We start from the raw sequence: 15,350 nt of genomic DNA, 5'->3' as shown, positions 1-15,350 counted from the left end.
CGCCCGCGCCCACGGCGCGGTCCGGTCACGGCTGTCCACCGACTCCCGGACCGGCGCGCTCTCGCTCTACGAGCGGGTCGGCATGCAGGTGATCCAGGAGTGGGTCAACCGCGCAGCGCCGACCTCCCCGCACCTGTCGCCGGTCGAGTAGCCCGAGCTGCTGGGCGAGGGCCTGTCGAGACTACCCGGGGATGGTCTCGATACGCCGCCTCGCTGGCGCTCGGCGGCTACTCGACCAGCGAAGGCTCACGGCTACCCGACCAGCGAAGGCTCACGGCTACCCGACCAGCGAAGGCTCACGGCTACCCGACCAGCGAAGGCTCACGGCTACTCGACCAGCGAGTACCTCTCAGTGGGCGGGGGTGCCCGGGGAGAGCTCGGGCTCCACGCCCGTGTCGCCCACGTCGACGCTGTAGTCCGCCGGCGCCGTCGAGTCGACACCGTCGGGGACCTTGAGCGCCCGCAGGATCAGCGTGCCGGCGATCGCGATGACGAGGTTGATCAGCAGCGCCATCAGGGCGACGTAGACCTTGGTGTCGGTGCCCCAGAACGTCGCGAGCGGGCCACCGAAGTGCTTCTGCACCGGCGACGCGATGTCGTACTCGGTCCAGGTGCCCCAGATCATCGACACCGCCCACCCGGCGAGCAGCGCCCATCGGTGGAACCAGCGGGTGTAGAGGCCGACCACGATGGCCGGCAGCGTCTGCAGGATCCAGACCCCGCCGAGCAGCTGCAGGTTGATCGCGAAGTCCTTCGACAGCGCCAGGACGAAGATCAGCGCGCCGAACTTCACCACCAGCGAGACGAGCTTGGACTGCTGCGCCTCCTGCGCGGGCGTCGCGTCGGGCTTGATGAACGCCTTGTAGACGTTGCGTGTCCACAGGTTCGCCGCGGCGATCGACATGATCGCGGCCGGCACCAGGGCGCCGATCACGATGGCGGCGTAGGCGACCCCCGCGAACCACGACGGGAACTCGTTCTCGAACAGCTGCGGGATCGACTGCTGCGGGTTGGCCACCTTGACGCCGGCCGCGATGGCGACGAAGCCGAGCAGGGCGAGCAGACCCAGCAGGAACGAGTACGCCGGCAGCAGCGACGCGTTGCGCCGGATGACGTTGCGGTTCTTCGTCGACAGCACACCGGTGATCGAGTGCGGGTACATGAAGAGCGCCATCGCGCTGCCGAGCGCGAGCGACGCGTAGGCCCAGTGCGCCGCCGGCGGCGGGATGATGCCGCGCCCGTTCGCCTTGCCTGCCGCGATCGCGTCGGCGTTGGTCGTGTTGAAGTCGTCGAAGCTGCTCTTCGCGGAGTCGAAGACGTGGCCCCAGCCACCGAGGTGGTGCGGGATGTAGATGACCGCCACGATGATCACGATGTAGATCAGCGTGTCCTTGACGAACGCGATCAGGGCGGGCGCCCGCAGGCCGCTCGAGTAGGTGTAGGCCGCCAGGATGACGAAGGCGACGAAGAGCGGCAGGTCCTTGACGAACCAGTTGTCGCTGCTGCTCTGCAGCCCCATCACCTCGAGCACGACCTGCATGCCGACGAGCTGGAGCGCGATGTAGGGCATCGTCGCGACGATGCCGGTGACCGCGACGGCCAGGCTGAGGCCCTTGGAGCCGTAGCGGCCCTCGACGAAGTCGGCCGGCGTGACGTAGCCGTGCCGGTGGCTCACCGACCACAGCCGGGGCAGGAAGGCGAAGATGATCGGGTAGACGACGATCGTGTAGGGGACCGCGAAGAACCCGGTCACGGAGCCGGCGTACAGCGTCGCCGGGACCGCGATGAAGGTGTAGGCGGTGTAGATGTCGCCGCCGATGAGGAACCAGGCGATGAACGTGCCGAAGCCGCGGCCGCCGAGGCCCCACTCGTCGAGGCTGTCCAGCGAGGCGGCGCGGCGCCAGCGGGCGGCCGCGAAGCCCAGCACGGTGACGACGAGGAACAGGAAGATGAAGACGCTGAAGGCCAAGGCGTTCATCGGCGCTCACCGTTGCTGTCGAGGTCGGGGAGGCCCTTCGCGACACGGTCGCGCCGCACCGCCTCCTTGGCGACGTAGTAGGCGGCCACGGTGAAGGCCGCCGCACACGGGATCAGCAGGAACTGGAACCAGTAGTAGAAGGGGAAACCCCAGAGCCGGGGGTCGTCCTTGTCGTAGAGACCCACGAGGAGCGGTACGACGATCGGCGGCACGAGCAGGATCCCCACCAGGATCCAGAGTGGCCGCGAGTTGCTTGCAGGCATGAGCCCACCTTCCCGAAATGCAGTGCGAAACCCTCGGGCGTGACCCTAGTCACCACCGAGGGTTTCGTCATGCACGACCCGCTACCAGCGGCCGGGGAATCCGCTTCTCTGCCCATGCCGTCCGGTCGCCCACCGCCGCTGTCGGCCGCCCTTGACGACCAGCACCACCACGAGCGCGAACAGGATGAACGGGATGTGGGTGACCACGAAGGCGGCGAGGACGACCGCGAGCACGATCAGCGGGACCGGCAGGCCGGGCCGACGGGGCCCGTGCGGCGCCCGGGCCACGGGCTCTTCCACGACCGGCCGGGGCAGGTCGTGGAAGAGCACGTCGAGGTCGCCGCGGGTTCGGGCCGACCAGATGGCGTCGAGCCGCTCGGCGTACTCCTCGTGGTCGAGACGGCCGGCGGCGTAGTGGTCGCCGAGGATCTCCGCGGCCCGCTCTCGCTCAGCGTCGCCGATCCGGATCTCACCGGTCATCGCTCATCGTCCTCCGGTTCCTCGGTGGCCGCGGCCTCACCGCCCGCGTCGCCCGCCTCCGGGCCGTCGGCGAGGATGCCGTAGAGCCGGCGGCGGGTCTCGACCAGCACCTCGAGCGCCCGGGCGCGCTGCGCCTCGTCGCCCTGCGTCGCGAGCTGCCAGACGGCGCCTGCGACCTGCCCGATCTCGGACTTCAGGGTCTTGCCGAACTCGCCGCGGGCGGGCTCGTCGCGGTCGGCGAACGGCCGCCACACCGCCTCGATCTCGTCGGCGTGGCCGGAGACCCAGGCCTCGCCCTCCGCCGTCAGCCGGATGGCACGGCGCCCGCCCGCCTCGTCGGTCTCGATGAGCCCCTCGTCCTCGAGCTGCTGGATGGTCGGGTAGACCGACCCGGGGCTGGGCCGCCACTCGCCCTTGCTGCGCGCGGCGATCTGCTGGATGACCTGGTAGCCGTTGACGTGCTCACCGGACGCCTTGGCCTCGGCGAGCACACCGAGGATCGCGGAGCGGACGTCGCCCCGCCGCACCCTCGGGCCGCGTCGCTGCGGCTCGGGCTGCTGGAACCCGAAGAGTGCCGATGCCCACGGCGGCGGACCGCCCCGGTGACCCCGGCCCGGACCGGGCTGGTCGGTCCACTCGCCCCACGGCCCGCGGCCGCCCGGATGATGGTTCCATGCACGCTTGAAGTCGTTCATCTCGTCCCCTCCCAGAGGATCGCCGTCTATCGGTGGATGTCGCTGACAGGTCGCTGACGTGTCGCGATATATCGCGAGCGTACGTCCAGAGATCGGGGCGGCCAAGTGGATTGCGGACGAGAACAAGAAGACCGGGCCGACCGCACTCGGCGCCGTGGCTAGAACGCCCACACCACGACGGCAAGCACGACGACACCGATGACCCAGGGCAACATGGCGCCTCCTCGATGGGAGCGATGGCGCCAATCTAGCTACGAGGCCTAGCTACGAGGCGAGCCAGGCGGCGTAGGAATCGAAGGTGAACGGGCGGCCGAGGAAGTCGGCGACCAGGTCGGCGGCGTCCTCCTCGCCACCGCGGGCCAGCACACGATCGCGGTAGCGACCGGCCACGTCCGGAGCGAACAGGTCGGCCGGGTCGAAGGCGCTGAACATGTCCTTCGCGATCACCAGAGACCACATGTAGGTGTAGTAGGCCGACGAGTAGCCGCCCAGGTGGCCGAAGTTGGCGAACATGTGGGTGCCCTCGACCCAGGACGTCGGCGCGTACCGCTCCTGCAGCTCGACCATCCGGGCCGTGAGGTCCTCCGGCTGCTCGGCGTGGAAGTAGTAGGACATCGCCGCGTAGAACATCTGCTGGCGCGCCTGGATGCCCTTGCCGAAGTCGTCGGCGGCCCGCATCCTCTCGACGAGCCCGCTCGGGATCGGCTCACCAGCCTCCGTGCTGGCGAAGCCGCGAAGAACCGACGCGTCCCAGGCCCACTCCTCCAGCATCTGCGACGGCGCCTCGACGAAGTCCCACTCCGTCGCCACGCCGGCGAACCGGACCCACTCGCCCTGCCCGCCGAGCACGTGGTGGAGCAGGTGGCCGAACTCGTGGAAGAGCGTGACGACGTGGTCGTGCTCCATCAGGCCCCGCGAGAAGTTGCAGACCAGGACGCCCTCCGGGAGCTGACGTTGCGTGATGGTTCCTGAGGAGGCGTGGGACGAGCCGTCTCGAAGGACTCCGTCGGCGAGCGTGAACTGGGCCGCGTGCTTGTACTTGCCGTCCCGCGGATGCAGGTCCAGGTGGATGCGGCCGAGGTGCTCGCCGCCGGCGATCCGGAAGACGTCGTACGACGTCACGTCGTCGTGCCACGTGGCGCACTCGACCGGCTCGTAGCGCAGCCCGAAGAGCCGCCCGGTCACGTCGAGCAGGCCCTGGCGCACCTTCGAGAAGTCGAAGTAGGTGCGCACCAGGTGGGAGTCGACCTCGAGCTGCTCCTTGCGCACCAGCTCCTGGTAGTAGCCCAGGTCGGAGGACGTGATCGAGCTCGCTCCGGGCACGTCCTCGCGGTAGCGCTCGAGCACCACGTCGAGGTCGCGCCGCATCGGGCCGTCGGCGGCGTCGGCGATCTTGTCGATGAACGCGGCGATGGCCGGCCCGGACCCGATCATCTTCACCTCGGCGTCGTACGACGGCCAGTCGGCGTGGCCGACCAGCCCGGCCCGCTCCTGGCGCAGCGCGAGCATCTCGCGCAGCACCGCGTCGTTGTGCGGCCAGCCGCGCTCGAGGAACGCGACGGTCACCTGGCGGCGCACGTCGGCGTCGTGGACGAACATCCTCGCGGGCACCGAGTCGGGGTAGTCGGTCGAGACGGTGACGAGCCCGTCCTCGCCGGCCGGGTGGGCGGCCAGCCAGTCCTCGGGCATCCCCGCGAGCCGCTCCGGCGCGACCCTGACCGTCCGGACGTCGTCGCGGATGATCCGGGAGAACTCCTGCCCGAGCTCGGTCAGCCGCTCGTCGATCGCCTTGATGCGCGCCCGCACGTCGTCGCCGCGGTCGACGCCCGCGCGGCGGAAGTCGCGCAGGGTCCTCTCCAGCAGCCGGGCGGCGAGCGGGTCCTCGGGCACGGCCAGGCCGGCGAAGACGTCGTAGAGCGCCCGGTCCTGGTTGAGCTCGGTGACCAGCCGGTCGACCTCGACCTCGGCCCCCTCCGAGGCGGTGCGGACCTCCTCGAGCGGGTGGACGTTGGCGAGCAGCGACGCGGGCGCGGCGACGTTGCCGAGCACGAGCGACAGCTCGTCCCAGACCTTCAGGGCCGCGACCGGGTCGGCCGGCGGGGCGCCGCGGAGGCCGTCGGCGAGCTCGCGGGCGCGGGACAGGCCGGTGCGGGTGCGCTCCTCGATCCACGCGAGGGTCCGGTCGGCGGCGGGGAGGTCCAGGGGGTTCACGCGGGCCAGCGTAGGCGGAACGGCGCTCCCCGAGCGCGACAGTTCCCCGGCGCCCCCGCGCTCACACGAGCTGTCGGCGCCGCCGGGTCAGGTAGGCCTGCTCGGCGGCGTTGCCGGTCGCAGCCACCGCGGCGTCGTACTCCTCGCGCGCCTCCGCGCTGCGCCCGACCCGGCGAAGCAGCTCGGCGCGCGTCGCGTGCCAGGCGTGGTAGGTCGTCAGCGGCAGCCGGTCGACGATCGCGAGCGCGACGTCGGGGCCGTCGACCTCGGCCACCGCGACCGCCCGGTTGAGCGCGACGACGGGACCGGGGTCGATCCGCTGGAGCTGGTCGTAGAGCGCGAGCACCTGCAGCCAGTCGGTGTCGGCGGCCCGGGCGGCGTCGGTGTGCACGGCGTTGATCGCGGCGAGGATCTGGTAGCGGCCCGGCCGGTTGGTCGCCAGGCACTCGCGGACCAGGGCATGCCCCTCCTCGATGAGCGAGCGGTCCCAGCCGGCCCGGTCCTGCTCGGAGAGCGGGACCAGCTCCCCGCCCGCGAAACGGGAGGCGCGGCGGGCGTCGGTCAGCAGGAGCAGCGCGAGCAGGCCGGCCACCTCGGGTTCCCGCGGCAGCAGCTGGCGCAGGATGCGCGCCAGCCGGATGGCCTCGTCGGAGAGGTCGACCCGCGTGGGGCTGTCGCCCTCGCCGGCGAGGTAGCCCTCGTTGAAGACCAGGTAGACCACCGCCAGCACGGCGTCGAGCCGGGCCGGGAGGTCCGCGACAGCGGGCACCTTGAAGGGGATGTGCGCCGCCTTGATCTTGGCCTTCGCCCGGGTGATCCGCTGCCCCATGGCCGGCTCGGCCACGAAGAAGGCCCGGGCGATCTCGGGGACGGTCAGACCGCCGAGCAGGCGCAGCGTCAGCGCCACGCGTGCCTCCGGCGGGAGGGCCGGGTGGCAGCAGGTGAAGACCAGCCGGAGCCGGTCGTCCTCGACCGGGCCGGTCGGTTCGGGAGGGGTGTCGTCGGTGATCATGAGTGCCGCCTGGTGCTTGGCGTCGCGCAGGGACTCCCGCCGGAGCCGGTCGAGCGCCTTGTTGCCGGCGGTGGTGGTGAGCCAGCCGCCCGGGTTGGGCGGAATGCCGTCGGCCGCCCACTTCTCGACGGCGACGACCAGTGCCTCGCCGGCCGCCTCCTCGGCGATGTCGAGATCGCCGAAGCGGCGGGCCAGCGAGGCGACCACGCGGCCGTACTCGTCGCGGAAGATCCGCGCGAGCGCGGCGTCGTCGTACGCCTGGTCCATGCGGGCGTCAGCCCTCGAAGGGCCGGACCTCGACCTTGCCGCGGCACGCCTTGGACGCGTCCGCGGCGAGCGCGAGGGCGGTGTCGAGGTCGGGCGCCTCGATGATCCAGAAGCCGCCGATGTGCTCCTTGGACTCCAGGTAGGGGCCGTCGGTGACGACCGGCTGGGCGCCCTGGCCGTCGACGACGGTCGCGGTCGACGGCCCCTTCAGGCCACCGGCGAACACCCAGTAGCCCTCGGCCTGCAGCCGCTTGTTGTAGCGGTCGGTCTCGGCCATGGCCTCCCGCATCGCCTCGGGGGACCCGTAGCCGCCGCCGGTCGTCATGTCGTGGTCGGCCTCGGTGCCGTGCACGCTCATCAGGTACTGCGTCATCTCAGTTCTCCTCGCTCTGGGTCGGAACATCTGCATCGGGGTCGTCCTGGAACGGACGGACCTCCTGCGGGCAGCGACAGGCGGCGGAGAAGCGGCCCGCCCACATCAGCGCCTCGTCGAGGTCGGCGACGTCGATGATCGAGAAGCCGCCCATCGCCTCCTTGGTCTCGGCATACGGGCCGTCGGTGACGACCGGTGTGCCGCTGCGGGCGTCGACGACCGTGGTGGCCTCCGAGCCGTGCAGGCCGCCGCCGAAGACGAAGATCCCCGCCTCCTGGGCGTCGGCGACGACGGCGCCGACGTCGGCCATGATCTGCTCCATCTCCTCCGGCGACAGCGTGTCGTAGTCGGGCTCGCCGACCACGGCGACCAGGTACTGCGTCATCTCGCACTCCTCTCGGGCGACCCCTTCGGCCGCCTCCACCCATGCCACGAACGGGCACACCCCGATCCGACAGCCTGCCGCGAACCTCTTCGATTCGGGAAGCAAAACCGACGACCACTAGGTTGACGACGCAGAGCAGAAGGGCGAGCGGTGGCGCTGAGAGACCTCGTGGCGGACACGCGTCCGCTGCGCAACGAACACTTCCGTCGACTCTGGCTCGCCAACATCGTCACGGTCATCGGGGCGCAGCTGACGGTCGTCGCGGTCCCGGCCCAGATCTACGCCGACACCGGCTCGACGGCGTACGTCGGCCTGACCGGTGTGTTCGGACTGGTCCCGCTCGTCGTGTTCGGCCTCTACGGCGGCGCCCTCGCCGATGCGTTCGACCGGCGCACGATCCTGACGATCACGACCGTCGGGCTGATCGCGACGAGCGGCCTGTTCTGGCTCCAGGCGCTGCTCGGCAACAGCAACGTCTGGGTGCTGCTGCTCCTCTTCGCGGTGCAGCAGGCGTTCTTCGCGGTCAACCAACCGACCCGCGCCGCGGTCTATCCGCGCCTGGTCGACGCCGACCTGCTGCCGGCGGCGAACGCGCTGAGCATGACCATCTCGACCGCCGGAGCCATCGCCGGCCCGCTGGTCGCGGGCATCCTGATCCCGTTCACCGGCTTCGCCTGGCTCTACCTCGCCGACACGCTCTCCCTGCTGGCCACCCTGTGGGCCGTCGTCCGGCTCCCGAGGCTGCCGATCCAGGGGGTCACCCAGAGCCCCGGGCTGCGCTCGGTGTTCGACGGCTTCGTCTACCTCCGCACTCAGCCGGTGCTGCTGATGAGCTTCGTCGTCGACATCATCGCGATGGTCTTCGGCATGCCCCGAGCACTGTTCCCCGAGATGGCGCACCTCAACTTCGGCGGGCCGTCGGAGGGCGGTACGGCGTTCGCGCTGCTCTTCGCCGCGATCCCCGCCGGCGCGGTGATCGGTGGTGTGCTCGGCGGCTGGGTCTCGCACATCAGGCGGCAGGGCCTGGCGGTCGTGGTCGCGATCGTCGTCTGGGGCCTGGCGATGGCCGGCTTCGGTGTCGCCGCGGCAGTGGCGCTGCACGCCTCGGGCGCGACCCGCACCGCGATGCTCGTGGTCGCGCTGGTGATGCTCGCGATCGGCGGGGCCGCCGACATGGCGTCGGCGGCGCTGCGCACGGCGATGCTCCAGTCCGCCGCGGACGACTCCGTCCGCGGCCGGCTGCAGGGCGTGTTCACGGTGGTCGTGGCGGGAGGCCCGCGGATCGCCGACACCGCCCACGGCTACGCCGCGGCCGCCGTCGGGGCCGCGACCACCGCTGCGGGCGGCGGCATCCTCGTGGTGGTCGGCGTGGTCGTCGCCGCGATCGCCGTGCCCTCGTTCGTGCGCTACCGCGTGACCGCGCACGTCGCGGCGAGGTAGCCGCACGCGACCGTCCCCCGTTCGGGTCATGGACAACCGGAGGGCGCGGGGCCAGCATCACTGGTGCCCCTCCCTGACCCTCCGGAGTGCCCGATGCTGACAACGACGTCACCGGTCCGGCCGATCGCCCACGCCCTCGTGGGCGCGGCGGTGGCCGCCACCCTCGCCCTGCTGCCGGCCGCCGCCGCGACGGCCGGCCACCCCGGCCACGGCCAGCCGGGCCACCACGCCGGCCAGCACGCACACCGGCATCACCACGGCCACGGTCAGGCCGGCAAGCCGGTCACGGTGATGACCCGCAACATCTACCTCGGCGCCGACATCAACCGGCCGGTCGAGGCGGCGCAGGCCGCGCAGGCACAGGGCCTGCCGCCGCAGGCGGTGGTCGTCGCCCTCGCCAACGCGACGCACGAGACGCGGGCGATCGTGGACCGGACGAACTTCCCCGTCCGCGCCGGGCTGCTCGCCCAGGAGATCGCGACGAACCGGCCCGCCCTCGTCGGGCTGCAGGAGGTCGCCTGGTGGCGGCACGGCCCCTTCCAGCTCGACCAGGTCGGCATCCCGAACGCGCAGGTCACCGACTACGACTACCTGCAGCTGCTACTCGACGCGCTCGCCGCTCGGGGAGCGCACTACGTGCCGGCGGTCGTCGGCCTGCGCGCGGACGTCGAGGCGCCCAGCTTCACCGGTACCGGGTCGGCCGACGCCCGCGACGTCCGGATGACGATGCGCGACGTCATCCTCGAGCGCGCGGACAGCTCGGTGAAGGTGCTCGACACCCACGACCAGATCTACGCCACCAACCTCAGCGTCTCGATCGCCGGAGTCCCGATGAACTTCGACCGGGGCTTCCAATGGGCCGACGTACGCGCGGGGTCGCGCTCGTTCCGGTTCGTCAACACCCACCTCGAGGCATTCAGCTCCGACATCGCGCTGGCCCAGGCGACCGAGCTCCTGGACAGCGCGCCGGCGTCCCGGCGGAGCACCGTCCTCGTCTGCGACTGCAACTCCGACCCGCTCAACAGCTCGGTCAAGCCGATCGACCACGTGCCGCACAAGGCGCCCTACGACCTGATCACGCAGACCTTCGCCGACCAGTGGCTGCGGTGGCGGCCGGCCGCTCTGGGCTGGACGTCCGGCTTGTCGGAGACGGTCGACGACCCGACCGCCGCCGGCTTCGACCACCGCATCGACATGGTCTTCGGCCGGACCGCCACCGGGCGGGCGCTGCGCGTCGACCGCGGCCGCGTCACCGGTACGTCGACCCGCGACCGTGACCCGGCGACCGGGCTGTGGCCGTCCGACCACGGCGGGGTGGTGCTCCGGCTGCGGGGTCTATGAGCGAGGCGCCTGACCGAGCAGACCCTTGACGTACGCCGCCTGGCCGACGTGCTGGGTGTCGTCGTTGACGACGCTGACCAGCCGCGCGCCGAGGGTCACCGGCGGGTTCCAGCGCCGGTCGACGACCCGGTCGAGGTCCTCCTCCGACAGCGTGGCGAGGAACGCCAGCGTCTGCTCGTGCACCGAGCGGACGTAGGCAGAGAGCAGGTCGGCGCTCGCGCGGACCCGACCGACCTGCTCGCTCGTCTGGCCGTAGCCGGTCGCACCGACGTCGAAGGGCAGGCCGAACCGGTCGGCGTACCCCTGCGACGTCCAGACCTGCTCGGTCCCGGCGACCTCGGCGACGTGGTCGTCCTGCACGCGGGCCAGGTGCCAGACCAGCCAGGCGATCGGGTTGGCGTCGGGAGCGGGGCGCGCGGCCAGCTGGTCCTCGGAGAGCCCGTCGACGACGCTCTCGGCGCTCTCCACGACGCGGGTGTACGCATCCTTCAGCAGGTCGGAAGGGGTCATGCCGCCACGGTAGCCCGGTTACCGAGGGCCATGACCAGGTTCGGCTACACCCTCATGACCGAGCAGAGCGGCCCGCGCGAGCTGGTGTCCTATGCGATCGCCGCGGAGCGGGCGGGCTTCGACTTCGAGGTCTCCAGCGACCACTACTCGCCATGGCTGACCGAGCAGGGGCACGCGTCCTACGCGTGGTCCGTGCTCGGCGCCGTGGCCCAGGCGACCGAGCGGGTCGGGCTGATGACCTACGTGACGTGTCCGACGATGCGCTACCACCCGGCCGTCGTCGCCCAGAAGGCGGCAACACTGGGGCTGCTCAGCGACGGCCGGTTCACCCTCGGGCTCGGGAGCGGCGAGAACCTCAACGAGCACACGGTCGGCGACGGCTGGCCCGGCCTCGAGACACGGCACGAGATGCTCGCCGAGGCCGTCGAGATCATCCGCGAGCTCTTCGCCGGCGAGCTGGTCACCTTCCGTGGCGACCACTTCGACGTCGACTCCGCGCGGCTGTGGGACCTGCCGGAGGATGCGGTGCGGATCGCGGTCGCCGTGGCCGGCGAGCGCGCCGTCGAGCGGTTCGCTCCCCTGGCCGACGACCTGATCGCCGTCGAGCCCAAGGCCGAGGTGATCACCATGTGGAACGGCGCCGCCGGCGCACCCACGATCGGCGACGGCGCCCGCGCCATCGGCCAGATCCCGATCTGCTGGGACCCCTCGGAGGAGGCAGCGGTGCAGCGGGCCCACGAGCAGTTCCGCTGGTTCGGCGGCGGCTGGAACGTCAACGCCGACCTGCCGACGACGGCCGGCTTCGCCGCCGCGTCGCAGTTCGTCCGGCCCGAGGACGTCGCCGAGTCGATCCCCTGCGGACCGGACCTCGACAAGATCGTGGAGGCGGTGTCGGCCTACTGGGAGGCGGGCTTCACCGACGTAGCGGTCGTGCAGGTCGGCGACGAGGGCCAGCAGCGCTTCCTGGACGAGGCGGCCGGTCCCCTGCTCGAGCGGCTGCGCGCGGCGGCGCCCTCCTGATCAGCGACGCTGATCCGGGTCAGGGTGTGTGACCTGGCGCACATCCTGCGGCTACGGTGACCACATGGCTCTCCAGCACGACCTCGACAGAAGGCTGCGACGCGGACTGACGCGCGAGCGTCGGGCGGCGTTGTGGGTGTTCGCGATCATCCTCGCCGCGGTCGTCGTCGAGTTCCTCTGGGTCGGCCTGACGCGGCTCTTCGAAGGGCCGAGCGCGGGCTGCGACCGGTCCGTCGGCAGCTGGCCGTCGGGGCCGCTGAGCTTCGTGACCGGCGGGGTCCTCGGGATGGCCCTGCTCTCCATCCCCCTACGGCACCGGCTGCACCGCCGCGGCGTGCTGATCATCAGCAGCGGCGCCGTCTTCGTGGTCTCGCTCGGATCGGTGCTCTTCATCCTCGGCTGGTGGATCGCCGGCCACTCCCCCTCGTCGGCCTGCGGCAGCGTCGCCGGCTTCTTCGGCCCGATCCTGCCGCTGCTGCTGGTCGCCCACATCTCCGGCTTCCTCTGCCGCGACACGATCAAGGGCAAGGGCGGTACGCCGCAGCCGCTCGCGGAGGACTGACCCGCACGACCACCCTGGTCGAGGAGGGCGCGCAGCGTCCGTCGCGAGACGTCCACACCGATCCCGTCACATCTCCCGGCCGCCGTACGTCGACCCCTCGACGGCCCGGACCGGGCCACCGACCGGGAGGATGGAGCCATGGACCAGCGCGCGGAGGAGTTCGAGACCGAGCGACCGCGGCTGCGCGCCATCGCGGCGCGCATCCTCGGCTCGACCGCCGAGGCCGACGACGTCGTCCAGGAGGCCTGGCTGCGGCTGGCTCGCACGTCCGACGTCGACAACGTCGCGGCCTGGCTGACGACCGTCGTCTCCCGGCTCTGCCTCGACCAGCTGCGCTCGCGCAAGCACGTCGAGCCGTACGACGACCCGGCGGCCGTGTCCCCGGGGACGCCGGCGAGCGCGGGGGAACCCGTCGACCCCGAGGCCGAGGCGGTGCTGGCCGACCAGGTCGGAGCAGCGCTGGTCATCGTCCTCGAGACGCTGTCGCCGGCGGAGCGGGTGGCCTTCGTGCTGCACGACCTCTTCGGGGTCCCGTTCGACGATGTCGCCGGCGTCCTCGGACGGTCGCCCGCGGCCGTGCGGCAGCTGGCCTCACGCGGCCGGCGCGCCGTCGCGGGCGGCGGTGTCGACGAGCGGGCCGAGGCCGAGCGCCGGTCGCACCGCCAGGTCGTCGACGCCTTCCTCGACGCGGCGCGGGGCGGTGACCTCAACCGGCTGCTCGAGCTGCTCGCGCCCGACGCGATCATGACCGCCGACCCGGCCGGCATCTCGCTGGGCACCGAGCCGATCTACGCCGGTGCGGACGCCGTCGCGGCCCGCTTCAACGGTGTCCGCGGCGCCCAGCCCGTGACCGTCGACGGCTGGACCGCCGCCGCGTGGGTGCACCACCGCGAGGTCAAGGTGGCCTTCCTGTTCACCGTCGCCGACGGACGGATCACGTGCGTCGACCTGGTCGCCGACCCGGAGATGCTGCGCCGGATGGAGGTCGAGATCGCGGGCAACCCGGCCCGAGGCGCGTGAGGGACGGCTCGGGTGGACTCAGCCCGCCCGGAGCCGCTCCAGCCGCTGGCGGAGGAGGGCGGCCCGGTGGGCGTTGCCGTGCAGGTCGACGTACCGCTCACCGAAGACCGCGAGCAGGGCGTCGTCGAGCCGGCGGACCGCACCGGGCGGGTAGCGGTAGCCCATCCGCTCGTTGATGCGCCGGGCGTCGGTGGGTCGGAGCACGTCGGCGAGCTCGGCGAACGACGTCACGCCGAGCTCCAGCAGCAGGCCCGAGATCCAGGCGTAGTGGTCGGCGCGCGACCAGCCGGCGTCGGCGTACTGCCCGGCGAGGAAGGCGGCGAGCTCGCGCGGGTCGAGCCGCGGGTCGTCCACGGCGGCGGGCTCGACGACGGGCTCCGCCGGGGCCGACCGCAGCCGGTCCCGGATCGTGGTGAACTCGCGGTCGGCCAGCTCGATGAGGCCGGCGGCCAGCGTGAAGCGGCGGTCCAGGTCGCTCGCGTGCTCGGCGGGGATGGTGCCCTTGTAGCGGATCGCGTGCTCGAACTCCGCCCAGGCGTGCTGCAGCACGGTGCGGATCTGCACCTGCACCACCCGCCCGCCGAGGAGCTCGTGCCCGGGCCCCGGGGGGACCTCGAGCAGCAGGTGCCGGCTCGCGTAGCCGAACCGGCCCTCGTCGGCCGTCTCCTGGCCCATGTCCCGGTCGTCGACCACGACCGCCTGGTCGGCCAGCAGCTCAGCGACCACGTCGACGTCGCTGAGCACGTAGGTCACCACGCGTACGCCCAGCTGGTCGGTGATCTCCCGGAGGGGGTCGGTGTAGAGCAGCCGGCCGTCGCGGGTCCGCGATGCCTTCTCGGCGAAGCTGGCGATGCTCTTGGTCCGACCGGTGACGGTCAGGTAGTTGATGCCGGCTTCGTCGAGCACCTGCCGGACGAGGTCGGCCGCCTGGTGGCCGGCCTGGACGAGGGTGGGGTGCTGGGCGGCGTACTCGTCGACGGCGGGTCGGGCCGGTCCCGCCGTGCGCCGCTCGCGCGGGGTGGGACGGTGGTCGGCCGGCAGCGTCGGCGTGACGATGTAGCCGTCCTGCCAGCCGCCCGGCTCGTCGTCGCCGTAGACGGTGACCCGCTCCGGCGCCCTGACCGCGAGCATGGCGACGTAGGCGCAGACGACGGCGTCGACCTGGTCCTCGACGACCCGCAGCTCGCTCTTGCGCTGGGCCTGGGCGACCCGGTGGCGCAGCTCCGCCCACGCCGGGCCCTCGACGTGGAGCGGCACCGCGGAGTCGGCGAGCCCTTCGAGCAGGTTCATCAGCGCGAGCAGGTCGCCGCGCAGGGAGACCAGCGTGCGGCCGGGCTTGTTCTTGTACTTCAGCGTCCGCCCGAGCCGGAACAGCGCGACCGTCGCCGGGTGCGGATAGACCTCGATGGCCCGCCTCGACCGGCCCGAGCGCGGGTTGAGGTCGAGGCCCAGCCGCGCCGCGATCCGCTGGCCGCGGGTGCCGTCGGCGAACTCGGGCTTGCCGGTGTTCGAGGGGTGCGCGCCGGCGTCGAACCGGGCGAAGTCGCGGTTGAGCGCGGCCTCGGCCGGCCGGTTGCCGGTCGCGTTGCGGACGATCAGCGGTGCGTCGACGGCGACGACGCAGCCGCCCTCGACGTACGCCGCCAGCGCGGTCTCGATCTCGTCGTCGGTGCGGACGGCGCCGATGTGGAGCAGGCGACCGGTCTCGTCGAGCACGGCCAGGCCGGTGGGCTGGCGCTGGCCCCAGGCGAGGTCGATGCCGACCAGGTGCAGGGGAGGCGTCGACGACATGC

Annotated in this window: 15 protein-coding genes; 5 read left to right on the top strand and 10 right to left on the bottom strand. The window is 72.1% G+C overall.

Annotated features, from left to right (window positions below):
- Positions 1-349: 349 nt before the first annotated feature.
- The 8 genes from mctP to BM236_RS16720 form a co-directional block, all read right to left on the bottom strand.
- Positions 350-1,978 (bottom strand): monocarboxylate uptake permease MctP, encoded by a 1,629-nt coding sequence (gene mctP, locus BM236_RS16755; RefSeq protein ID WP_091126173.1) that lies wholly within the window; start codon positions 1,976-1,978, stop codon positions 350-352.
- Complete coding sequence (locus tag BM236_RS16750; RefSeq protein WP_091126171.1) at positions 1,975-2,241, bottom strand: DUF3311 domain-containing protein; 267 nt, start codon at positions 2,239-2,241, stop codon at positions 1,975-1,977. The genes mctP and BM236_RS16750 overlap by 4 nt, the downstream gene beginning before the upstream one ends.
- Before the next feature lie 81 nt (positions 2,242-2,322).
- Positions 2,323-2,721, bottom strand: coding sequence for a DUF1707 SHOCT-like domain-containing protein (locus tag BM236_RS16745; protein WP_091126168.1), 399 nt, complete (start codon positions 2,719-2,721; stop codon positions 2,323-2,325).
- Positions 2,718-3,416, bottom strand: a complete 699-nt coding sequence (locus BM236_RS16740) for a PadR family transcriptional regulator (RefSeq protein ID WP_091126167.1) — start codon at positions 3,414-3,416, stop codon at positions 2,718-2,720. Before BM236_RS16740 ends, BM236_RS16745 begins: the two co-directional genes overlap by 4 nt.
- Before the next feature lie 264 nt (positions 3,417-3,680).
- Positions 3,681-5,627, bottom strand: coding sequence for a M3 family metallopeptidase (locus tag BM236_RS16735; RefSeq protein ID WP_091126164.1), 1,947 nt, complete (start codon positions 5,625-5,627; stop codon positions 3,681-3,683).
- 61 nt (positions 5,628-5,688) lie between these two features.
- Positions 5,689-6,906, bottom strand: a complete 1,218-nt coding sequence (locus BM236_RS16730; protein ID WP_091126163.1) for an RNA polymerase sigma factor — start codon at positions 6,904-6,906, stop codon at positions 5,689-5,691.
- Between the two features lie 7 nt (positions 6,907-6,913).
- Positions 6,914-7,279, bottom strand: a complete 366-nt coding sequence (locus BM236_RS16725) for a YciI family protein (RefSeq protein ID WP_091126160.1) — start codon at positions 7,277-7,279, stop codon at positions 6,914-6,916.
- 1 nt (position 7,280) lies between these two features.
- Positions 7,281-7,664 carry a YciI family protein gene (locus BM236_RS16720; protein ID WP_091126159.1) on the bottom strand — a complete coding sequence of 128 codons (384 nt, stop codon included), beginning with the start codon at positions 7,662-7,664 and terminating at the stop codon, positions 7,281-7,283.
- A gap of 150 nt (positions 7,665-7,814) precedes the next feature.
- On the opposite strand from BM236_RS16720, the gene BM236_RS16715 reads away from it, so the two are divergent.
- Together BM236_RS16715 and BM236_RS16710 are read left to right on the top strand one after the other, a co-directional pair.
- Positions 7,815-9,104 (top strand): MFS transporter, encoded by a 1,290-nt coding sequence (locus BM236_RS16715; protein WP_217645384.1) that lies wholly within the window; start codon positions 7,815-7,817, stop codon positions 9,102-9,104.
- 93 nt (positions 9,105-9,197) lie between these two features.
- Entirely contained in the window at positions 9,198-10,445 is a 1,248-nt protein-coding gene (locus tag BM236_RS16710; RefSeq protein WP_091126156.1) for a hypothetical protein, read from the top strand.
- Here the strand turns inward: BM236_RS16710 and BM236_RS16705 are convergent.
- Positions 10,440-10,955, bottom strand: coding sequence for a mycothiol transferase (locus tag BM236_RS16705; RefSeq protein ID WP_091126155.1), 516 nt, complete (start codon positions 10,953-10,955; stop codon positions 10,440-10,442). The two genes, BM236_RS16710 and BM236_RS16705, sit on opposite strands and share 6 nt — an antisense overlap.
- A 30-nt stretch (positions 10,956-10,985) precedes the next feature.
- On the opposite strand from BM236_RS16705, the gene BM236_RS16700 reads away from it, so the two are divergent.
- From BM236_RS16700 to BM236_RS16690, 3 genes are all read left to right on the top strand, one after another.
- Positions 10,986-11,975: an LLM class F420-dependent oxidoreductase gene (locus tag BM236_RS16700; RefSeq protein WP_091126153.1), complete on the top strand. Its 990-nt coding sequence runs from the start codon at positions 10,986-10,988 to the stop codon at positions 11,973-11,975.
- Positions 11,976-12,039: 64 nt separating this feature from the next.
- The gene (locus BM236_RS16695) at positions 12,040-12,537 is read left to right on the top strand and encodes a hypothetical protein (protein WP_139230136.1); all 498 of its coding nucleotides are present in this window, start codon (positions 12,040-12,042) and stop codon (positions 12,535-12,537) included.
- Positions 12,538-12,675: 138 nt separating this feature from the next.
- On the top strand, positions 12,676-13,557 hold the full coding sequence (locus BM236_RS16690; protein ID WP_091126149.1) for a sigma-70 family RNA polymerase sigma factor: 882 nt from the start codon (positions 12,676-12,678) through the stop codon (positions 13,555-13,557).
- An 18-nt stretch (positions 13,558-13,575) separates the two neighbouring features.
- Here BM236_RS16690 and BM236_RS16685 read toward each other — a convergent pair whose 3' ends face one another.
- The gene (locus BM236_RS16685; RefSeq protein ID WP_091126147.1) at positions 13,576-15,348 is read right to left on the bottom strand and encodes a DUF429 domain-containing protein; all 1,773 of its coding nucleotides are present in this window, start codon (positions 15,346-15,348) and stop codon (positions 13,576-13,578) included.
- Between the last annotated feature and the right edge of the window lie 2 nt (positions 15,349-15,350).

It is taken from the genome of Nocardioides terrae, from assembly GCF_900112345.1.
GTDB classification, from domain to species: domain Bacteria; phylum Actinomycetota; class Actinomycetes; order Propionibacteriales; family Nocardioidaceae; genus Nocardioides; species Nocardioides terrae.
This window is presented reverse-complemented; position numbering and strand designations above follow the sequence as displayed.